Genomic DNA, 20,724 nt, shown 5'->3' on the forward strand with positions numbered 1-20,724 from the left:
CTCATCCATTGCGACGCACAAATTGCTGCGGTAGCGAACGCCTGAAGGAGTACTTACGTAAATGCCGCAAGGAACCAAGAAAGTCGCCCTGATTACCGGTGTAACCGGACAGGACGGCGCTTACCTTTCTCACCTCCTCCTCTCGAAAGGTTACGAGGTCCACGGCATCAAGCGGCGTTCCTCCAGTTTCAACACGGGTCGGATCGAAGACATCTATCAGGATCCGCACGTGGATGATCGGCAGTTCCATCTGCATCACGGCGACCTGACCGATTCAACCAACCTGATCCGCATCGTGCAGGACGTAAAGCCCAGCGAAATCTACAATCTGGCTGCGCAGAGCCATGTCGCGGTGAGCTTCGAGACGCCGGAATACACCGCCAATGCCGATGCTATCGGCACATTGCGCCTGCTGGAAGCGATCCGCATCCTGGGCATGGAGAAGACCTGCAGATTTTACCAAGCCTCGACCTCCGAGCTCTATGGCCTGGTGCAGGAAGTCCCGCAGCGCGAAACCACGCCGTTCTACCCGCGCAGCCCCTATGCGGCGGCCAAGCTCTATGGTTACTGGATCACGGTAAACTACCGGGAAGCATACGGCATGCATGCCTCCAACGGCATTCTGTTCAACCACGAGAGCCCCCTGCGCGGCGAGACCTTCGTCACCCGCAAGATCACCCGCGCTGCTGCGGCCGTTGCTCTGGGCCGGCAGGAAAAGCTGTACCTCGGCAACCTGGACGCACAGCGCGACTGGGGGCACGCCAGGGAGTATGTGCGCGGCATGTGGATGATGCTACAGCAGGACGAGCCGGACGATTACGTGCTCGCCACCGGAGAGACCACTTACGTGCGCGATTTCGTCCGCTGGGCCTTCGAGGATGCGGGCATCCCGATCGACTTTCGGGGAGAGGGCGTGGACGAGAAGGGCTATTCGCAGGCCGATGGGCGGGTTCTGATCGAAGTTGACCCGCGCTATTTCCGGCCGACCGAAGTGGAATTGCTGATCGGCGATCCCACCAAGGCCAATCAGAAGCTTGGCTGGCGTCATGAAACCGGTCCGCGCGAACTGGCGCGCGAGATGGTCCTGGCCGACCTTGAGGCCATGCGTGATGCGCCGATCGCAGGTGGCGACTGATGTTCGACCTGGCGGGCAAGCGGGTCTATGTTGCCGGGCACCGCGGAATGGTCGGCGGTGCAATCGTCCGCCGGCTTGCCAGCGAAGACTGCAAAGTGCTGGTCAATGAGCCGCGGGTGGACCTGCGCGAACAGGCCGCAGTCCGCGAATGGTTTGCCGCCAACAGCCCGGACGTGGTGGTCGTCGCGGCTGCGCGGGTTGGCGGCATTCACGCCAACTCCACCTATCCGGCCGAGTTTCTCTACGACAACATGATGATCGAGGCGAACGTGATCGAGGCTGCGCGGCAGGCCGATGTCGCCAAGCTGCTGTTCCTTGGGTCCTCGTGCATCTATCCCAAGATGGCCCCGCAGCCGATCACCGAGGATGCCCTGCTCACCGGACCGCTGGAGCCCACGAACGAGTGGTACGCGATTGCCAAGATCGCCGGGGTCAAACTCTGCCAGGCCTATCGCCGGCAATATGGCTGCGATTACATCAGCGCCATGCCGACCAACCTTTATGGTCCGGGCGACAACTTCGATCTCGAGAACAGCCATGTGCTGCCGGCGCTGATCCGCAAGGCGCATGAAGCGCGGGAAGCAGGGGCACCCTCAATCGAAATCTGGGGCACCGGAACACCGCGGCGCGAATTGCTGCATGTCGACGACCTGGCTGATGGGTGCGTTTTCCTGCTGAAGAACTACTCGGGCGACGAACACGTCAATGTCGGTTCCGGCGAAGACGTCACGATCGCCGAACTGGCGGCGATCGTCTCGGAAGTGGTCGGCTTCGAAGGCTCGATCACGCACGATCTTTCGCGTCCCGATGGCACCCCGCGCAAACTGATGAGTGGTGACAAGATCGCGGCAATGGGCTGGGCCCCGCGCATCGGGCTGCGGGAAGGCATTGCCGATGCCTATCGCGCGTTTCTGGCCCAGGATATTCGCCGCTAGACACCCGGGGAAGCCGGGGGGCGAACGTGGTGCCGCGGGATGGGCCTCAGAAAGCCCGGTGGTGGACCAGCACCCGCACAGTGGCCAGAATGATCTTGATATCGCCCCACAGCGACCACGAATTCAGATATTCAAGGTCGGCCTGCAAGCGGTCAGACAGATCGGCTTCGCTATCAGTGGCACCACGCAGGCCGCGGATCTGGGCCAGGCCCGTGATGCCCGGGCGGAGGCAGTGGCGCTGCCAGTACTTTCGGTCGACCTCCCAGAACAGCTTGTCACCTGCATGCGATCCGAGCGCGTGAGGGCGGGGCCGACGATGCTCATGTCACCGAGGAAAACGTTTATCAGCTGCGGCAGCTCGTCCAGGCTTGTGCGGCGCAGGAACCGCCCGACGCGCGTAATGCGATCATCATCGCGCGAGGCCGAGCGCAAGCCTGCAGCATCGGCCTTGGCAGTGCGCATCGAGCGGAACTTGTAGATGTCGAAGAAGGTGTTGCCGCGACCCATCCGCCGCTGCCTGAAAAACACCGGCCCGCCATCGTCCAGCGTGATGGCCAGCGCGCACAGCAACAGCACGGGCGACAACAGGAGCAGCCCGGCAGCCGAGGCGGTCAGATCGAACAGCCGCTTGGTAATCCGGGCCCGCATGGCCAGCTGGCCGGTCGACACCAGCAAACCATAAACATTGGCTTCGCGGTGGCGGACGATACCCAGCGCTCCGATCTCGCGGGCGTAGTCGCTGATCACCTCGCCGTGGATGCCGGAACCCTTCAGCACCTCGGACCAGGCGATCCGGTCCGATGGCTGACAACTCACGATCACCTGGTCCATGTTGCGCAGATAGCGCGACAGACGGTCCAGCATCACGGGGTCTTCCAGATCCGGCCTCAGCGCGTGCTCGCGCGACGAGACGCGGTAGACGTGCGGGATGCGCACTTCCGGGCCGCCGGCATCGATCAGCAGGCGATTGGTCATGCTTGGGCCCCAGAGGTACATCGTGATGCGCGCGACCACATAGCGCACGAAGCCCATGGCAACTGCCGACAGCGTGACGCTGGCCGCGAAGACGACGCGGGAATAATCCTCGCTGGTCTTCATCAGGAAGCCCAGGAAGCTGAGCAGCAGCGTCGACACCAGCAGCGCCACCACGCAACGCTTGGTAGCCTCGTGCCAATGAATCAGCCCTTCGCGTGAATAGGTCCCGCTGTACATGGCGATGGTCTGGAACAGCGGCAGCAGAAGGTAGCCGGGGGCCATCGCCTCGGGCAGCGGCATCAGCGGCATGTAGATGCCGCTGATGAGGGCAAAGGAGGCGAGCAGTATCGCGGAATCGCAGATGATCAGGGCAAGATAGAGCTGGAGACGGCGCCGCTCCAGCGACAGGGCCAGACCGTTGCGCGGTGCACGCGGGATACGGGCGGGCCGCTCGTCGAGCACCCGTCGGGGCTCGACCTCACGCGACAATCCGGCATTGACCGGACGCACATCAGTCGCTTAATCAGCAGACGAGAGATCCATGGAAATTCCTTCTGCCCACACCCTACCTGTGGACTAGGTATTCTCACCTAGTATAGGAATTATCCAGCGCTATCCATTGTTTTTTGCAAGTGCGAATAGACTCCCCGCTGCAATTTGGCACAGGCCGTGAGCTGTTTGCGACGAGTTGTTGAGCCGAACTGTGCCTGCTTCAGCGTCGACTTGCAGCGACTCGCGTTATCTGGGCCAATGACTGGGCAAGTATCAGATCGGCCCCCTGGCTGTTGGCCATCAGAGTACGGTGCAGTTCGGTCAGCCGTCCGACCAAGCGGTCAAGCTTGTGGCTGGGCCAGTGGCGCAATTGCTCCTCGATTGGGCGTCGATCGCGGAAGAACACGTTCTGTCTTTCAAGGAAGCGGGGCAAATCTTCACGGGGAGCCATGCGGGCGGCCAGCCCGGCGAGCTGGGCGGCCCGGCGCTCCAGCGCCAAAGCGATGGTCACGGGATTGATCCCCTGTTCGCGGATCCTGCGAAGTTCCGCCGGCAGCTTCTTCATGTCTCCGCCAAGCACGGTGTTGACGATTGGCGGCAGATCATCATCCGCTGTGCGAGCGCAGATTTCCTCGAACACATCCAATGTCGCAGTTCTGGGCGTCTGTGGGGTTGCGTCGAGATAAAGGGCCAGCTTGTCCACTTCCGACCGGGCAATGCGCAGGTCCATGGTGCTGGCCTGCGCCAGCCGGTCCGCCAGGTCGCCGCTGGCCTTGACACCGGCAGATGCAAGCATGGTGTTGATCGCCCCGCGCACATCCTTGATATCGGGTGAGTGGAACATGGCCACCAGGCTGTCGCCGCGATCGATCAGCAGCTTGGCCGTTCGTGACTTGTCGGTCGCACTCGTGGCAATCACCAGCACGGGGCAGGCTCCGCCCATTGCGCCCAGGTCCGCCATTTCCAGGAACGCGCGCAGGGCATCGTGCGCCTCTTCCCCGTTGACCTTGGCGAGGATATGCCGTGAGCCGCCAAACAGGGAGGTAGATCGCGCCTCGTCGACCAGACGCGAGGTATCGGCTTTCAGATCGGCCCCGCTCAGCTCGATCCGCTCGCCCGCATCGATCATGTCGCCGATCACCCGCGCGGCAGCGAATTCGGCCCCGGCTTCGTCAGGGCCGCAAAAGAACCACACCCTGCACGTGGCCGAAACCCGCTGGGCGACAGTGGCAAAGTTGGCGTGGGTCGCTTTCACGACCGATCGCGCAGCGCCAGCGACAGCCGCGTCACGATGCGGTCAGCCACCTGCTGGGCAAGGTTCTCCAGCGCGGTCTGCTCCGCGGCAATGGTGGCAAATTCTGAACTCACCACGTCGATACCCGCGTCGGAACCGGCGGTGGCATCCAGCAGGATCTCCCCGCTGGCGATGTCGACCAGTTGATAGCGCGCACGCAGGGTGCGCCGTTCGCGACCAATCGTATCGTCGGTCAGCAGGCCCAGGCCTTCGAGCTGGTCATCAAGCAGCACATCAAGGCGATAGCGCGGCGCGGTCGAGCTGCCGGTCTGGCCCAGCCGGTCGATCAGCGCGTTGCGGACCAGCCAGCCTTCCTGTCCCTCGATAGCGGGAACGTCGATCGCTGCCAGTCCCTGTGCCACCACGCCGGACGATCCGCCGGCATACATCGGGCGCAGCCCGCAACCGGAAAGCGCGGCCAGCAAGGCGCAGCCCAGGGCCAGGCGCGTCACCCGGCTCATGCGACGATATTCACCAGTCTGTCGGGCACCACGATCACCTTGCGCACCTGCGCGCCATCCAGCGAACGTTGGACCTTTTCGCTGGCGAGCGCCAGTGCTTCCAGCTCTGCACTGGGCAGGCCCTTGGCAACAGTCAGCGTATCGCGCAGCTTGCCCTTCACCTGCACGGCCACGGTTACCTCGTCCTCCACCAGCAGGGCGGGATCAACCTTGGGCCAGCTTGCTTCGGCCACCAGGCCCAGGCGGAACTGCGACCAGGCTTCCTCTGCCAGGTGCGGCATCATCGGCGAAACCAGCACGATAAGCTGGCGGATTGCATTCGACCGGCTGGCCGAAGGCGAAGCTTTCTCGATCGCACCGGTCAGCTCGTAAATCCGCGCCACGGCCTTGTTGAAGCTCAGCGCCTCGATGTCGCTGGCGACGGCGGCAATGGTCTGGTGCAGCTTGCGGTCAAGCGCGATGTCATTCTCCGCGTCGGCTCCGGCCCCGCCCATGCCTACCTGCCCGAACAGCCGCCACAGCCGCTGCACGAAGCGCGCGCAGCCTTCGATGCCGGCTTCGGACCAGGGCAGGTCGCGCTCCGGCGGGCTGTCGCTGAGCATGAACCAGCGCACCGCGTCCGCCCCGTAGTCGGCGATGATGTCCTCGGGGTCGACCACGTTCTTCTTCGACTTGGACATCTTGATGACCTTGCCGATCTGCACCGGCTGGCCATCTTCCCGCAGCACTGCGCCGCCACTGGAACGGTCGACTTCGGGAGGGCTGAAATAGATTTCGCGCGGGCCGTCCCTGCGCGAATAGGTCTCGTGCGTCACCATGCCTTGGGTGAACAGGCTGGCGAACGGCTCTTTCACCTCGATCAGGCCCACATGGGCCAGCGCGCGGGTCCAGAACCGGGCGTATAGCAGGTGCAGGATCGCGTGCTCGATGCCGCCGATGTACTGCTCCACCGGCAGCCACTGGGCCACTTCCGCCTGGTCAAACGGCTTGTCGGCCGGCTGGCTGGCAAAGCGCAGGAAATACCAGCTGGAATTGACAAAGGTGTCGAGAGTGTCCGTCTCGCGCCGGCCTGCCTTGCCGCATTGCGGGCAATCGACGTGCTTCCAGGTGGGATGGCGGTCCAGGGGATTACCGGGGACGGAGAAGTCCACGTCCTCCGGCAAGGCCACCGGCAGGTCCGCCTTGGGCACAGGTACCACGCCGCAGGCATTGCAGTGGATGAACGGGATCGGCGTGCCCCAATAGCGCTGACGCGAAATGCCCCAGTCGCGCAGGCGCCATACTGTCTTGCCAGTGCCCCGCCCTTCAGCCTCGATCCGGCGGATCACTTCGGCCTTGGCATCGGCCACGGACATACCGTCAAGGAAGCCGGAGTTGACGCAGATACCGTCGCCCGCCTCGGCCTCCGCCAGCGGAGCATCGGCGGCACCGGCGCTGGCGGCAATCACGCGGGTGATCGGCAGGCCGTACTTGGTCGCGAAATCGAAGTCGCGCTGGTCATGTCCGGGCACGGCCATGATTGCCCCGGTGCCGTATTCCATCAGCACGAAATTGGCGATGTACACCGGCAGGTATTCGCCGGTGAACGGGTGCTTCGCGCCGATGCCGGTATCGAAGCCCAGCTTTTCCGCCGTCTCCAGCTCGGCTGCAGTGGTGCCGCCCTTCTTGCACAGGGCTATGAAGTTCGCCGCATCGCAGTTCACCGCCGCCACGCCTTGCGCCAGCGGATGGTCGGGGGCGACGGCCACGAAGCTGGCCCCGAAGATGGTGTCAGGCCGGGTGGTGTAGACGGGCAGCGTATCGCCGTTCGACAGGTCGAAGGAAAACTCCAGCCCCTGGCTCTTGCCGATCCAGTTCTCCTGCATCAGCCGGACTTTTTCGGGCCAGGTGTCGAGGGTGGCGAGGCCGTCCAGCAGGTCCTGCGCGAAATGGGTGATCTTCAGGAACCACTGGTTGAGCTTTCGCTTCTCCACCAGAGCGCCGCTGCGCCAGCCGCGCCCGTCCACCACCTGCTCGTTGGCCAGCACGGTCTGATCCACCGGATCCCAGTTGACCGCGCTCTCGCGGCGATAGACCAGTCCTGCCTGGTACAGATTCAGGAACAACGCCTGTTCGTGGCCATAGTAGCTGGCATCGCAGGTGGCGATCTCACGGCTCCAGTCGAGCGCGAAGCCAAGCTGCTTCAGCTGCCGCTTCATCGTGGCGATGTTGTCATAGGTCCAGCCAGCAGGGTGGACGCCCTTTTCCATCGCCGCATTCTCGGCCGGCATGCCGAAGGCATCCCAGCCCATCGGATGCAGCACCTCGAAGCCGTTCAGCTTCTTGTAGCGCGCCAGCACGTCACCCATCGTGTAATTGCGTACGTGGCCGATGTGGATGCGCCCGCTGGGATAGGGGAACATCTCCAGCACATAGCTTTTGGGTCTGGTGGAGGCGCTGTCGGCCTCGAAACAGCGCGCCTGTTCCCACGCTGCCTGCCAACGGCTGTCAGCCTGCCCGGCATCGAACCGGACATCGAAGGACGAATCAGTCATGAACTACCCCTGTCGCTCGCGCGCTTCAGCCCACGGCGGAGCGGCGCAGATCGCGTGCCTTGGTCAGAATGATGTCTTCCAGCCGCTGGACAGTGGACGCCTGCACCGGCGCTTCCACCCACGTGCCGTTCTGCAGCACCTGCCGGCTGGCTGCCACGCGCAGGGCATCGGCACGCAGGTCGGAATCGAGGATCGACACCGAAACCTTCACCCGCTCGTTGGGGCTGTCGGGATTGGCGTACCAGTCGGTCACGATCACCCCGCCGGCACTGTCGGCCTGGGTCAGCGGCATGAAAGCCAGCGCCTCAAGGCTGGCGCGCCAGAGATAGGAATTGACGCCGATGCTGGTCACCTGCGAGGCGGCGAGGTCTGCCTGCGGCCGCTCGTTCCCGCCGCCGCACGCTGCCAGGCCCAGGCTCATCAGGCCCAGCACGGCAAGGCGGCCCAGGGCGCTGCTGCTCGAAGTGGCGGTCTTGGCCAGGGCGCGCATGCTCATTTCCATTTATGGGTCCAGTCATCCAGGTTGCGGCCGCTGTTCGCAGCAGCCGGATGGTCTCTATAGCCTGCCTGCCGCAGGCGGCAAGGCGCGAGCGGCACGCGGGCGCGCCACCCTGCCCTTTGGCTGGGCGGCGGGTGAACGCGGGCTGAATCTCCAAGCGCCCGATTGTGGAGTGGCGGCAACACTTTGTAAAAACACCGAGTAGAGCTTCCGATCCGCTGGCCAACGGCCATGCATGGGTTTACACGGCGAATCGGAGGAGGGCAGATTCGTGCAAGGAACCCTTCGGGCCGATGCCTGCAGAATGGCAGCCCGATCAGGAACCGTTAAGCCGCGATTGTGTCTATGCTTCGTGTTTGAAAGCGATTTTGGGATGATCCCGGCGTGAGCAGGACTGCAACCACTGGCCGCAAGGGCCGCATCGTCGCCGCACTGTGCGGCGCGGCGCTGGTTGTTGGTGTGCCCAGTGCGGGCCTTGCTGTCAGCCTGATCCGCGATAGCGGCAGCCCGTCGACTTTCGTATCTTTCACCCCCGCCTCTGCCGATCCGGAGATGGCCCGCCTGATCGAGGCGCGTGGCAGCACCGTGCGGTTGAAGCGGTTCACCCCGGCCGGGGCCGCCTCCGGCAGCGGGCACGCCATCACCGTGGCCGTGCGCGTCAACCCTGAGCCGGCCAATGCCATCACCGTCCGAAATGCGGTGGCCAGCGCCGCTGCGGAAGCTTCGGCTACCGGTGCGCCGCGCATTGCCGCTACGCGTTACAACCTGGGCATGGCACGCGGTTATCACAGCTTTGCCCAGCCGGCCGCGTCGCGCGCCGCCAGCCAGGTATCCGCGCCGATCATGAGCGACTTTGATCTGGCTCGCAGCGCGGAGAGCGACGAGCGCTCCAGTCGTTTCGCCGCTCGTATCGCTCTGGAACAAGAGGACCGTCCCGCCCCCGCAGCGCCGCGTTCGCTTGATTCGGTGGGCGACCAGCGGCTCGATGTCGCCGGCAGCTACCGCCTGTCGCGGAACCTCGATGTTACCGCAGGTGTCCGCTACGAGCAGGATCGCAACCGTCTCACCGCGCTGCCCAACGTGGAGCAGCAGGACAGCCAGGCCGTTTACGTCGGCACCCAGTTCCGCTTCTGATCGACAACCCATCGCCGGTTGCAACAAGACCCCGCTACGGCGGGGTTTTTCTTTGCCCCTGCCTTGGAGTTCATCCTAGGCTCGGCCCCGGACATTCGACCGATTCGAAAAGGGGAGAAGGCATATATGGCACGCGTTGCAATCGTCACCGGCGGCACCAGGGGCATCGGCAAGGCTATCTGCGAGAGCCTGCGCGGAGACGGGATGACCGTGGTGGCCAACTATGCCGGCAACGATGCCGCGGCTCGCGCCTTTACCGATGCGACCGGCATCCCCGCTTACAAGTGGAACGTGGGCGACCATGAAGAGACGCTGGCCGGTTGTGCCAAGGTGGCGGAAGAAGTCGGACCGATCGACGTGGTGGTCAACAACGCCGGCATCACCCGCGACGGCACACTTCTCAAGATGAGTTACGAGGACTGGACCGACGTGTTGCGGATCAACCTGGGCGGCTGCTTCAACATGGCCAAAGCCTGTTTCCCGCACATGCGCGACCAGAAGTGGGGGCGGATCATCAACATCGGCTCGATCAACGGGCAAGCGGGGCAATACGGCCAGGTCAACTATGCCGCCGCGAAGAGCGGCATCCACGGCTTTACCAAGGCTCTGGCACAGGAGGGCGCGCGCTTTGGCGTCACCGTCAACGCCATCGCACCGGGTTACATCGATACCGACATGGTTGCAGCTGTGCCGGAGAACGTGCTGGAGAAGATCGTCGCCCGCATTCCCGTGGGCCGGCTGGGCCACGCGGGCGAGATTGCCCGTGGCGTGAGCTTCCTGGCATCGGAAGACGGTGGCTTCATTACCGGGTCGACCCTGTCGATTAACGGTGGCCAGCATATGTATTGAGCCGACAGGTGGATGATCTGTTCCATCCACCGGTCAAGCGCTCGGTCGAGATTGCGGGCCACAAGACCTCGGTCAGCCTCGAACCGTTTTTCTGGGACATGTTGCGGAGGGCTGCCGAAGCCGAGGGAGTGCCGCTGAACGCGCTTGTTGCCCGGATTGATGCCCAGCGTATCGGCGCCCCCCAGCCTCCCGGGCTGGCGGGCGCGATCAGGCTGTGGCTGGTAGCCAATCGGCCGGGTCAATAGGTCGAGGGCGGATCGCTGGCCGGAAAGCTTTCGTCGCTCCGCTCGTCGACCTTACTCCATTTGTTCTGGTTGCTGGCCATGGCATTCGGCCCGGCATCGCGCACTTGCGCGAAGTTGGTGCCGTCCCCCTGACCAGTGGCGAAGGCTGCGTTCCGGCGGACTTCTTCCTTCTTGTAATAGCGATAGCCCAGGTAACCCAGGGCGGCGAGTGCCGCAGTCTTGATCAGCATGGTGATCTCCTTTTCCTAACCCCCAACGGGCGACGGCGCAGAAGGTTCTCGCGGCTTGGGTTTGTCATGTGACAAGGCGTGCCAAGATGGCGCTTGACCGCTGCCGGTGCCCCCCTAGAACCATTGTGCATGAGCGAAAAGAAACCGATCCGTAAGGCTGTGTTTCCCGTCGCGGGGCTCGGCACCCGGTTCCTCCCCGCCACCAAGGCCATCCCCAAAGAGCTGCTGCCGATCGTTGACCGGCCGCTGATCCAGTACGCCGTCGATGAAGCGCGCGAAGCAGGGATCGAGCAGATCATTTTCGTCACCGGTCGCGGCAAGACCGCCATCGTCGAGCATTTCGACGTGGCCTACGAACTCGAATCCACGATGGCAGAGCGCGGCAAGTCGCTCGAGGTGCTGGAACCCACCCGGGCAACCCCCGGTGATATCATTACCGTGCGCCAGCAGGTGCCGCTGGGCTTGGGCCATGCCATCTGGTGCGCCCGTGCAATCGTGGGCGACGAACCTTTCGCTATCATGCTGCCCGATGAACTGATGATCGGCGCGCCCGGCCGTGGCTGCATGGCGCAGATGGTGGAAGCCTACAACGAAGTCGGCGGCAACCTGATCTCCGTGCTGGAAGTGCCGTGGGACGAGGTGTCCAGCTATGGCGTTATCGATCCCGGCTCCAGCGAAGGGGCCCTGACCGTAGTGAAGGGCCTGGTGGAAAAGCCGCCCCGCGACAAGGCCCCCAGCAACAAGATCATTTCCGGTCGCTACATCCTGCAGCCCGAAGTGATGCGCACGCTCGAGAACCAGGAAAAGGGCGCAGGCGGGGAGATCCAGTTGACCGATGCGATGGCCCGCATGATCGGCAACCAGCCGTTCCACGCGGTCACCTTCGATGGCCGGCGGTTCGACTGCGGCAGCAAGACCGGTTTTGTTGAAGCGACGTTGGCCCTGGCACTGGAACGCCCGGACATGGGCGCTGAAGTGCGCGCCATGGCGGAACGCCTGCTGCGCGCCTGATCCGCGCAAAGAAAAAGGCGCCGGGTTGCCCCGCCGCCTTCCACTTTATCCAGACCGAAGCTGGTAGGGGGCTTATTCGCCGCCCTGTCCGCCCGCGCCCACTTCCACGGCGGCAAACTGCTCGCTCATGTACGGGGTGGGGTCAACGGCTTCGCCGGCAACACGCACTTCATAGTGCAGGTGCGGGCCGGTGGAGCGGCCGGTGGAACCGACATAGCCGATCAGGTCACCCTTGCGGACCTGCTGGCCGGGGACCACGGTATAGGACGAGAGGTGGCCATAGCGGGTTTGGAGCTGGCCGCCGTGCTCGATCTGCACGTAGTTGCCATAGGAGCTGAACCACTGCGCCATGCCCACGCTGCCATCGGCGGTGGCATAGACCGGGGTCCCGGTCGGTGCGGCGAGGTCAACACCGTTGTGCTGACGACGGCCGCCGAGCACAGGGTGGGTGCGCATGCCGAAGCTGCTCGTCAGCGTCATGCCGGCAAGCGGCATGCGCGAGGGAATGGCCACGTCGAGTCGCGGAGCGGCGATGATCTGGCCACTGGTGGTCACCATGCCACCGTTGCCCAATTCACCCCAGCTGGCGAAGAGTTCGTTGAATTCGCCGTCATCGGCGGCAACCGGAGCTTCCACGGCGCCGGCAATCTGGACCGCGGCGGGAGCGGCAGCATCATTGGCAAGAGCAGGCGACACGCCGAGCACGAGGCTGGCCAGGACACCAAAAGCGGACTTGACGAACATACGATCCCTTTATTTTTCAATCGCCTTGCGGCACTTCGTCAATTTCGCCGGACCCCTAATCAGCCCGCCCCGGGCTTCCCGTCCGAAAGATTTGCCATGCCGGAACTTTCTCCTACCTGGCGTGTTGCAAGGGGTAGAGGGCCAAAGCTTGATTAGGCAAGCGCGCCATACGCCGTGCGCGATAAACCGGCTGCGAGACGCGCTGAGTCGTTGAACGGCGGCTTAACGACGCCGGCAAAGTGCTCCTTCACCAGCGAAATCCAGGCTGAATCGGTTGGCACTGCCGCCTTGTGGCACCAATCCTTGAAATGCCTTGCCCCGACCGCAACGTGCCGGATTTCATCGTCAAGGATTCGTTCCAGAATCCGTGAGCCGTGCTCGTCTCCCTGGGCGCGGACCCGCTCGATCATGGCGGGCGTGACATCAAGCCCGCGCGCTTCCAGCACCATCGGCACAACCGCCAGTCGGGCAGCCACATCGTGCGCAGTGGCCTGCGCAGAGGCCCACAGTCCGTCATGCGCCGGCAGGTCGCCATAGCGGAGGCCCATGCTGTGCAGCTTGCGGTCAACCAGCGCGAAATGCAGCGCTTCGTCTGCCGCAACTGACAGGAAGTCGCCGACAAAGGCCCGGCCCATGGCACCGCCAAAGCGGCCGGCCATGTCCAGCGCCAGGTCGATCGCGACGAACTCGATATGCGCCAGCGAATGCCACAGCGCCTGCCGGTTGCGGTCCGACCCGCCTTTGCCGCGCTTGGGCATCTGGCCCGGCGGGCGCAGCTCCAGGTAGTCGGGCCAGGCTGGCCGGTCGGGCATGGTAACGCTGAACGCGTGCGCCAGTTCGCCCTTGCGCCAGCGGCGAACCAGCGCGCGCGTGGCCATCACCTTGGCACGCGGATCGGCAGTACGCAGGGCAGCGCGAATCGCGGTGGAGAGGTCCTCGCTGGCCACCGCGATCAGAGCGCCCGCGCCGCCTCCAGCACTTCGGCAGCGTGGCCCTTTACCTTCACCTTGCGCCACACCTGCGCGATTTGGCCCGCAGCATCGACCAGGTAGGTCGTCCGCTCCATGCCCATGTAAGTGCGACCATACATGCTCTTCTCGGTCCAGATGCCCAGCGCATCGGACAGGCCACCCTCGGCAGCATCGGAGGCAAGCGGCACGGTGAGGCCATGCTTGGCGGCGAACTTGGCATGCTTGGTCGGCGGATCCTTGCTGATGCCCAGCACGGACACCCCGGCAACATCAAACTCGCCCTGCAGCGCGCTGAAATCCAGATTTTCGGTCGTGCAGCCGGGGGTATCGTCCTTGGGATAGAAGAACAGCACCAGCTTGCGGCCAGCGAAGTCAGCGGGCGACACCTTGCCACCCTCCGGCGTGTCCAGGGCAATGGCGGGCATTGCATCGCCGACCTCGGGGAAAACGCTCATGATTCGATCTCCAGTGTTTCGCCGAAGGTGGTGGCCCATTGGCCGGCCACGGCTCGGCGGGCCTCGGCAATGCGCCGCAGGAGCGCGGCATAGTCGGTTTCGCCGCAGGCTTCGGCCAGGGCAATACGGGCGGCAGGCGGTGGCTCCTGCCCGTCCGGCGCGAACAGTCGCGCGGCAATCAGCACCCGGGCCAGCGACAGGAAGGCGTCGGCAAACCAGTCTGGCAGCAGGCCGGCGCGGGCCAGTTCGCGGCTCGCCACCTCGACCCCCGGCTGCAGGGCCACGCCTTCGCGCAACTGCAGATAGTGGACGATGAACTCGCAATCGACCATGCCGCCGCGCGCCAGCTTCACATCCAGCGGACCTTTCGCCTGCTTGTGCGCGGCCATGTCGTGGCGCATCTTGAGCACGTCGGCCTTCAGCTTGCCCGCATCGCGTGGAGCGGCCAGCACCTGGCGGATCAAGCTGGCCAGCCGCTCGCGCGAGGCGGGGGCGCCGTACAGCACCCGACCCCGGCACAGGGCCATGTGCTCCCAGGTCCAGGCCTCGTTCTGCTGGTAGCGCTGGAAACTCTCGAAGCTTACCGCCAGCGGCCCCTGGGTGCCTTGCGGCCGCAGGCGGGTATCCACTTCGTAGAGCGCGCCCTCGGCCGTCGGCACGCTCAGCGCGGCGGTGACGCGGGTGGCCAGGCGGTTGAAGTAGAGCGAGGTGGTCAGCGGTCGGGATCCGTCCGATTCCTCGCCCAGTTCCGCCCCGTCGAACAGGAAGATCACGTCCAGGTCCGAGGCGTGGGTCAGTGCGCCGCCTCCCAACCGTCCGAGGCCCAGGATTACCAGATCGGCATTGCTGATCCGCCCGTGGACCCGCGCAAACTCCTCGCTCGCGGCGTCAGCACCGGTGATCAGCGCGGCTTCGGCCACGCGGCACAGGCCCTCGGCAATGGCCAGGGGATCATGCCGGCCCTCGACCAATTGAACGCCTAGGGCAAAGCGCTCTTCGCCCACCACCTCGCGCAGGCGACCTAGCCGCGCCTCGTAGTCCGGCTGCTCGCTGGCGGCCATGCGGGCAACCAGGGTGGCCACATCCTCGGGCAGATCGAGCGCGCTGGCATCGATCAGGGTGTCGAGCAGGCCCACCCGCTGGCCCAGGGCATCGGCCAACGGAGGGGCCAGAGTGATCAGGCGCAGCACCTGGTCGAGCAGGCCGGGGCGCTGTTCGAACAGGCGGAACAGGTTGATCGCGGTGGGCAGCCGGGCCAGCAGGGTTTCCCAGCGGATCATGGCCTGTTCGGGCGCGCTGGCCTTGGCGAAGGCCTGGGCCAGTACTGGCAGCACGGCATCCAGCGCCTTGCGGGCTTCCACCCCCTTCAGCGCGCGGATGGTGTCCTTCCAGTGTTGCACCCGCGCCACCAGCGGATCGCTCGCCTCCGGGGTAGGGGCGGCAGGCTCGGCATCCTCGCCCAGCAGGGCATCGTAGCGCTGCGCCACGGGGCCGCACACCTGCCCAAGGTCCGCCACCAGCGCCGCCGCATCGGGCAGGCCATCCAGCCGGGCCACATTGTCCAATGCCGCCGCGTCCGCGGGCAGGCTGTGCGTCTGGTGGTCGCCAACCATCTGCAGACGATGCTCGACCACGCGAAGACGGTCATAGCTGGTCCCCAAGGCGAGGGCATCATCCACCCCGATGATGCCCTCGGCCGCCAGGGCATCCAGCGCCTCCCGCGTGCCGCGCAGGCGCAGTTCCGGGCGGCGGCCGCCGTAGATGAGCTGGTGGGTCTGGGCGAAGAACTCCACCTCGCGGATGCCGCCGCGCCCGCGCTTCAGATCAAACCCCGGCCCCTGCACCAGCGGCCCGGTGTAGGCCTTGCGGATGCGGGCGGTGAGGCGCCGGATTTCCTCGATAGCGGTAAAATCCAGGCTGCGGCGCCAAACGAACGGGCGCACCTGCTCCAGAAAGGCTTCTCCTGCGGCAACATCCCCTGCTGCGGCGCGGGCGCGGATGAAAGCGGCGCGCTCCCAGGCCAGCGCCGAGCTTTCGTAGTGGCTGATCGCCGTGCCCAGCGAGATTGCCAGCGGGCTGACTTCACTGGCCGGGCGCAGCCGCAGGTCTACCCGGAAGACATAGCCATCACCGGTCTGGTGCGACAGCAGTTCCACGATACCGCGGGCATAGCGCTGGGCCGCTTCGGCCGGCTCCTCGCTGGCGCGATGGGGCAGGGTCTCGGGATCGAACAGCAGGATCGGATCGATGTCCGAGCTATAGTTCAGCTCGCCAGCGCCATGCTTGCCCAGGGCCAGCGCCACGAAGCCGGCCGGCTGGGCATCGGGCATGCGACGCGCGATGACCGTGGTGATGGCCTTGTCCAGTGCCCGGTCGGCCAGGGCGGACAGCTCGGCCATCACGCGGGCTAGCGGGAAGTGGCCGGCCAGGTCGCCTACGGCCAGCACCAGCGCCAGCCCGGTGCGCTCCAGCCGCAGGGCGCGGCCGACATCGGCCTCCTCGACGGCCTTGGCGAGGGCCAGCGCCTCTTCCACGCGACCCTGGGCGAGCATTTCGACCAGGTGCGGCATGCGGCCCATGGCTAGGGCCAGGAACGGCGAATGCGTGCGGGCGCGGTCAAGGGCGTGCGTCCAGTCGGTCATGCCCGTTCCCTGCCCCGCCCGGTGCGCCAGGGCAAGAACCTTGCCTGCCGGGCCCACCGCTGCCAAAGCGCTGAGCTATGACTTCGACCTATCAGATGCCCCCCGAATGGGCCGAGCAGGAGTGGATCTGGATCGGCTTTCCCGCCGCGGCAGACCTGTGGCTGGAAGACCTGGAACCGGCGCAGGAGCAGGTGGCGGCCTTCGCCAATGCCATTGCCGAAAGCGGCCAGCAGGTGCGCCTCGTCGTGCGAGACGGTGCCAGCGAAGCGGCCGCACGCGCGCTGTGTCATCCGTCGGTGCTCCTGGAGCGCCACGCTTATGGCGATATCTGGCTGCGCGATACCGGCCCGCTGGTGCTGCTGGACCGGAATGGACAGCGCGCCGCGAGGCGCTTCCGCTTTAACGGCTGGGGCGACAAGTACGTGCTGGAGCACGATACGGAAGTGGCCGCATCGCTGGTGGGCGCCGGTGGCCTTGCCGATCTGGGCCAGGCCGACTGGGTGCTGGAAGGTGGTGCTGTGGATGGTGACGGAACCGGGCTGGTGGTGACCACCGAGCAATGCCTGCTGAATGCCAACCGCAATCCGCACCTGACCCGCGAGCAGATTGCCGATCGGCTGGGGCGCGACCTGGGCTTCGACCGGGTGCTGTGGCTGGGTAACGGTCTGCTGGGTGACCATACCGACGGGCACGTGGACAACCTGGCCCGCTTCGTGGGGCCCGACCACGTGGCCATTCCCGTGGCCGTGGAGGAGGATGACCCCAATGCCGCCACCTATGACGATGCCGCCACGCGCGCCGAGGCTTTTGGCCTGAAGGTAAGTCGCATCCCCTCGCCCGGCCTGATGGGCGAGGATGATGATGTGGAGCCGGCGAGCTACATGAATTTCGTGATCGCCAACAAGGTGGTGGTAGTGCCCGTTTATGGGTCGCCGCAGGACGAGGCGGCGGTGATAGCCATTGCCGACCTGTTCCCGGGGCGCGACATCGTGGGGCTGATGGCCGATGCCGTGCTGACCGGCGGCGGCAGCTTCCATTGCTGCAGCCAGCACGTGCCGGCTGCCTGTTGAGCAGGGGCCGGACCGAGCCGCGTTTACATTTCATTAGGGATTTGCGCCGAAGGTGCTGGCCATGAGCAAGGCCATCGCCCTTTCGCGCCATTATGCCCTCGATTCGATCGAGTTGCTGCGCTGTGCGATCGTGCTGGGCTGCGCTACGGCGCTGATCGCTGCAGGCGAGATGCTGCCGCTCTGACGCGGCCAGAAATCCTGCACGACAGTTTTCTCGCCGGCGGTGTTGCGAGTTTTCGGTAGGCGCTTCAGCGAGCCGGTCGCAGGATAAAGACCAGTTCCTGCGCAAAACGATCGGACAAGCCAGTCATTCCCCTGGCCAAAAGCCTGCCCGGCACCTGCTTTATCCCGCCGCCGAGCAGGGCCTGCGGATTGGTGGTCCGCCGGATCAGGCGATCCACTGCAAAGCCGGTAAAACGGAAGAATTCGGCCAGTTCACCGGCAGCGTATTCGCGCACGTGACCCATGTGGCCCACACCGGCCAGCTTGTTCCACTCGCTGACCAGGTGCGGCCCGCTGCGCCCCGTCGCCAGCATCTTCAGGAAGTTGGGGGCATAGTAGAAGTTGGGCGTGGTGAGGTAGAGCACGGCATCGGGCCGCATGGCGCCGGCGAGGTCGCGGAAGGTGCCGACCAGGTCTATCCGCAGGTGCTCGAAGATTTCCGCCATGCAGACCACGTCATAGGGTGACAGGTCCAGCACCTGGCGCTGGGCGGCGTGCTCGATATCCACGCAGCGCACCGACAGGCCAAGGTCGGCAATTGTCGCGGCATCACGGTCGGGGGCGATGTCCAGCGTATCGACGGTGAGGCCCGCAACCTGGGCAATGGCTTCGAACAGGTAGGGCCGCCCGCCCACGTTGAGGATCCGGGCACCGGGAAATGCACTCGCCAGTTGCGCCACATCGTCGATGCAGCGCTGGCGGTGATAGCGGATGTAGGCCCCGTTGCTGGCGGGGTTGAAGCCCTCCACCCGCGCGATGGCCCGCGCCACGCCGGCATCGCGATCAAGGGCGGCGGCGGTGATCAAGGGCGCCGGTTACCCCCCTTGAGATCAGGTGGAGTGCATTCCGCCTGAAGCAGGGCCAGCGCCTCGGCCAGCGACATCACCTTCTGGTGCTCTGCCCCCAGCGTGCGCAGGGCTACGGTGCCTTCCTCCGCCTCGCGCTTGCCCACCACCAGCAGGTGGGGGACCTTGGCCAGCGAGTGTTCGCGCACCTTGTAGTTGATCTTCTCATTGCGGGTATCGGTGTCCACGCGGATACCGGCGGCCTGCAACTGTCTGGCCACGTCGGCGGCGTAGCCATCGGCATCGGACACGATGGTTGCCACCACGGCCTGGGTGGGGGCCAACCATGCCGGCAGGCGGCCTGCGAAATGCTCGATCAGGATGCCGATGAAGCGTTCATAGGAACCGAAGATCGCGCGGTGGAGCATGACCGGACGGTGCTTCTCGCCATCCTCGCCAACATAGACCGCGTCCAGCCGTTCGGGCAGCACCCGGTCGGACTGGATCGTGCCCACCTGCCAGGTGCGGCCGATCGCATCGGTCAGGTGCCATTCCAGCTTGGGGGCGTAGAACGCGCCTTCACCGGGCAGCTCCTCCCAGCCGTACTCGGGCGTCGCGAGGCCCGCCTCGACCACGGCGTTGCGCAGTTCTGCCTCGGCCTGGTCCCACATGGCATCGCTGCCGAAGCGCTGGTCAGGCCGCAGCGCCAGCTTGATCGAATAGGTAAATCCGAAGTCGCGATAGACCCTGTCGGCCAGTTCGCAGAAGGCGCGCACTTCTGCCACGATCTGGTCCTCGCGGCAGAAGATGTGTGCATCGTCCTGCGTGAACTGGCGGACGCGCATCAGGCCGTGAAGCGCGCCGTGCGGTTCGTTACGATGGCAGCACCCGTTCTCGTAGATCCGCAGCGGCAGATCGCGATAGCTGGTGATGCCCTGCTTGAAGATCAACACGTGCGCCGGACAGTTCATCGGCTTCAGTGCCATCCAGTCGGCCTCACCCGAAATCACCGGGCCTTCGTCCTCGGTATTAGGCACCTCATCGGGGATCACGAACATGTTGGCGCGGTACTTGCCCCAGTGGCCGGACTGTTCCCATTGGCGGGCATCCATCACCTGCGGGGTCTTGACCTCCCGGTAGCCCGCCCCGTCAATGGCGCGGCGCATGTAGGCCTCCAGCTCGCGCCAGATGCGATAGCCGTTGGGGTGCCAGAAGACGGAGCCGTGCGCCTCCTCCTGCAGGTGGAACAGGTCCATTTCGCGGCCCAGGCGGCGGTGATCGCGCTTGGCGGCTTCCTCCAGTTTGTGGAGATGCGCGTCGAGCTGCTTCTTGGTCAGCCAGCCCGTGCCGTAGATGCGGGTAAGCTGCTGGTTCTTCTGGTCGCCGCGCCAATAGGCTCCGGCCACGCGCATCAGCTTGAAGGCCTGCGGGTCCAGCTTGCCGGTGCTGGGCAGGTGGGGGCCGCGGCACATGTCGAGCCAGTCCTCACCGCTCTTGTAGACGGTCAGTTCCTCGCCCTCGGGAAGTTCGGCGGCCCACTCGGCCTTGAACGTCTCGCCATCGGCCTGCCACTTGGCGATCAGGTCCGCCCGGCTCCACACCTCGCGAGTCAGCGGCTTGTCGGCGCGGATGATGGCGCGCATCTGCTCTTCGATGGCGGGCAGATCCTCCATGGAGAAAGGCGCGCGACTGGCGGGGGCGAGCACGTCGTAATAAAACCCATCATCCGTAGCCGGCCCGAAGGTGATCTGCGTGCCGGGCCACAGCGCCTGCACCGCCTCGGCCAGCACGTGGGCATAGTCATGCCGGGCGAGGTCCAGCGCCTCGGCCTCGTCCCGGGCAGTCACCAGCGCCAGTTCGCTATCGCCCTCGAAGGGGCGGGTCAGGTCGCGCAATTCCCCGTTCACCCGTGCGGCGAGGGCTGCCTTGGCGAGGCCCGGACCGATAGCGGCGGCAACGTCGGCAGGCGATGATCCGCGCGGCATCTCGCGGACGGAACCATCGGGCAGGGAGATCTTGAGCATTTCTGACATGGCAAGGC

The 20,724-nt window shown here is 65.2% G+C and carries 19 protein-coding genes and 1 pseudogene; 8 read left to right on the forward strand and 12 right to left on the reverse strand.

All coding sequences use genetic code 11. The features are described from left to right. Nucleotides 1-61: 61 nt before the first annotated feature. Both gmd and fcl read left to right on the forward strand, forming a co-directional pair. Nucleotides 62-1,135, forward strand: coding sequence for a GDP-mannose 4,6-dehydratase (gene gmd, locus GRI99_RS01820; protein ID WP_160770294.1), 1,074 nt, complete (start codon nucleotides 62-64; stop codon nucleotides 1,133-1,135). Further along, nucleotides 1,135-2,070 carry a GDP-L-fucose synthase gene (fcl, locus tag GRI99_RS01825; protein WP_272917372.1) on the forward strand — a complete coding sequence of 312 codons (936 nt, stop codon included), beginning with the start codon at nucleotides 1,135-1,137 and terminating at the stop codon, nucleotides 2,068-2,070. The genes gmd and fcl overlap by 1 nt, the downstream gene beginning before the upstream one ends. A 46-nt stretch (nucleotides 2,071-2,116) precedes the next feature. Here the strand turns inward: fcl and GRI99_RS18950 are convergent. From GRI99_RS18950 to GRI99_RS01850, 5 genes and pseudogenes are all read right to left on the reverse strand, one after another. After that, nucleotides 2,117-3,354, reverse strand: a pseudogene (locus GRI99_RS18950) (sugar transferase). 403 nt (nucleotides 3,355-3,757) lie between these two features. Continuing rightward, entirely contained in the window at nucleotides 3,758-4,792 is a 1,035-nt protein-coding gene (gene holA / locus GRI99_RS01835; RefSeq protein ID WP_160770295.1) for a DNA polymerase III subunit delta, read from the reverse strand. Next, the gene (lptE, locus tag GRI99_RS01840) at nucleotides 4,789-5,292 is read right to left on the reverse strand and encodes an LPS assembly lipoprotein LptE (RefSeq protein WP_160770296.1); all 504 of its coding nucleotides are present in this window, start codon (nucleotides 5,290-5,292) and stop codon (nucleotides 4,789-4,791) included. The genes holA and lptE overlap by 4 nt, the downstream gene beginning before the upstream one ends. Beyond that, a complete protein-coding gene (gene leuS / locus GRI99_RS01845; protein WP_160770297.1) occupies nucleotides 5,289-7,826 on the reverse strand; it encodes a leucine--tRNA ligase in 2,538 nt (845 codons plus the stop codon). Before leuS ends, lptE begins: the two co-directional genes overlap by 4 nt. Before the next feature lie 25 nt (nucleotides 7,827-7,851). Further along, nucleotides 7,852-8,247, reverse strand: a complete 396-nt coding sequence (locus GRI99_RS01850; protein ID WP_160770825.1) for a DUF3576 domain-containing protein — start codon at nucleotides 8,245-8,247, stop codon at nucleotides 7,852-7,854. 462 nt (nucleotides 8,248-8,709) lie between these two features. Here GRI99_RS01850 and GRI99_RS01855 point away from each other — a divergent pair, with 462 nt between their 5' ends. From GRI99_RS01855 to GRI99_RS01865, 3 genes are all read left to right on the forward strand, one after another. Continuing rightward, entirely contained in the window at nucleotides 8,710-9,459 is a 750-nt protein-coding gene (locus GRI99_RS01855; RefSeq protein ID WP_160770298.1) for a hypothetical protein, read from the forward strand. 126 nt (nucleotides 9,460-9,585) lie between these two features. Beyond that, nucleotides 9,586-10,308, forward strand: a complete 723-nt coding sequence (phbB, locus tag GRI99_RS01860) for an acetoacetyl-CoA reductase (protein ID WP_160770299.1) — start codon at nucleotides 9,586-9,588, stop codon at nucleotides 10,306-10,308. Between the two features lie 8 nt (nucleotides 10,309-10,316). Continuing rightward, a complete protein-coding gene (locus GRI99_RS01865) occupies nucleotides 10,317-10,553 on the forward strand; it encodes a ribbon-helix-helix domain-containing protein (RefSeq protein ID WP_160770300.1) in 237 nt (78 codons plus the stop codon). On the opposite strand, the gene GRI99_RS01870 is transcribed toward GRI99_RS01865, so the two are convergent. Next, nucleotides 10,547-10,783, reverse strand: a complete 237-nt coding sequence (locus tag GRI99_RS01870) for a hypothetical protein (protein ID WP_160770301.1) — start codon at nucleotides 10,781-10,783, stop codon at nucleotides 10,547-10,549. The genes GRI99_RS01865 and GRI99_RS01870 overlap by 7 nt on opposite strands. 129 nt (nucleotides 10,784-10,912) lie before the next feature. On the opposite strand from GRI99_RS01870, the gene GRI99_RS01875 reads away from it, so the two are divergent. Then, entirely contained in the window at nucleotides 10,913-11,794 is an 882-nt protein-coding gene (locus tag GRI99_RS01875) for a UTP--glucose-1-phosphate uridylyltransferase (RefSeq protein ID WP_160770302.1), read from the forward strand. Nucleotides 11,795-11,866: 72 nt separating this feature from the next. Here GRI99_RS01875 and GRI99_RS01880 read toward each other — a convergent pair whose 3' ends face one another. From GRI99_RS01880 to GRI99_RS01895, 4 genes are all read right to left on the reverse strand, one after another. Next, nucleotides 11,867-12,538, reverse strand: coding sequence for a M23 family metallopeptidase (locus GRI99_RS01880; RefSeq protein WP_160770303.1), 672 nt, complete (start codon nucleotides 12,536-12,538; stop codon nucleotides 11,867-11,869). Nucleotides 12,539-12,690: 152 nt separating this feature from the next. Then, nucleotides 12,691-13,416 carry a ferritin-like domain-containing protein gene (locus GRI99_RS01885; protein WP_202392924.1) on the reverse strand — a complete coding sequence of 242 codons (726 nt, stop codon included), beginning with the start codon at nucleotides 13,414-13,416 and terminating at the stop codon, nucleotides 12,691-12,693. Nucleotides 13,417-13,490: 74 nt separating this feature from the next. Further along, nucleotides 13,491-13,964 (reverse strand): peroxiredoxin, encoded by a 474-nt coding sequence (locus tag GRI99_RS01890; RefSeq protein ID WP_160770305.1) that lies wholly within the window; start codon nucleotides 13,962-13,964, stop codon nucleotides 13,491-13,493. Continuing rightward, nucleotides 13,961-16,606, reverse strand: a complete 2,646-nt coding sequence (locus GRI99_RS01895) for a [protein-PII] uridylyltransferase family protein (protein WP_160770306.1) — start codon at nucleotides 16,604-16,606, stop codon at nucleotides 13,961-13,963. Before GRI99_RS01895 ends, GRI99_RS01890 begins: the two co-directional genes overlap by 4 nt. A 77-nt stretch (nucleotides 16,607-16,683) precedes the next feature. Here GRI99_RS01895 and GRI99_RS01900 point away from each other — a divergent pair, with 77 nt between their 5' ends. Both GRI99_RS01900 and GRI99_RS18825 read left to right on the forward strand, forming a co-directional pair. After that, nucleotides 16,684-17,676: an agmatine deiminase family protein gene (locus tag GRI99_RS01900; RefSeq protein WP_160770307.1), complete on the forward strand. Its 993-nt coding sequence runs from the start codon at nucleotides 16,684-16,686 to the stop codon at nucleotides 17,674-17,676. 61 nt (nucleotides 17,677-17,737) lie between these two features. Continuing rightward, nucleotides 17,738-17,860, forward strand: coding sequence for a hypothetical protein (locus GRI99_RS18825; RefSeq protein ID WP_272917373.1), 123 nt, complete (start codon nucleotides 17,738-17,740; stop codon nucleotides 17,858-17,860). Between the two features lie 64 nt (nucleotides 17,861-17,924). Here GRI99_RS18825 and GRI99_RS01905 read toward each other — a convergent pair whose 3' ends face one another. Together GRI99_RS01905 and thrS are read right to left on the reverse strand one after the other, a co-directional pair. After that, on the reverse strand, nucleotides 17,925-18,704 hold the full coding sequence (locus tag GRI99_RS01905) for a class I SAM-dependent methyltransferase (protein ID WP_160770308.1): 780 nt from the start codon (nucleotides 18,702-18,704) through the stop codon (nucleotides 17,925-17,927). Beyond that, on the reverse strand, nucleotides 18,701-20,716 hold the full coding sequence (gene thrS, locus GRI99_RS01910; RefSeq protein ID WP_160770309.1) for a threonine--tRNA ligase: 2,016 nt from the start codon (nucleotides 20,714-20,716) through the stop codon (nucleotides 18,701-18,703). The genes GRI99_RS01905 and thrS overlap by 4 nt, the downstream gene beginning before the upstream one ends. Nucleotides 20,717-20,724: the final 8 nt, after the last annotated feature.

The sequence above is a fragment of the Alteraurantiacibacter buctensis genome (assembly GCF_009827655.1).
Lineage (GTDB): Bacteria > Pseudomonadota > Alphaproteobacteria > Sphingomonadales > Sphingomonadaceae > Alteraurantiacibacter > Alteraurantiacibacter buctensis.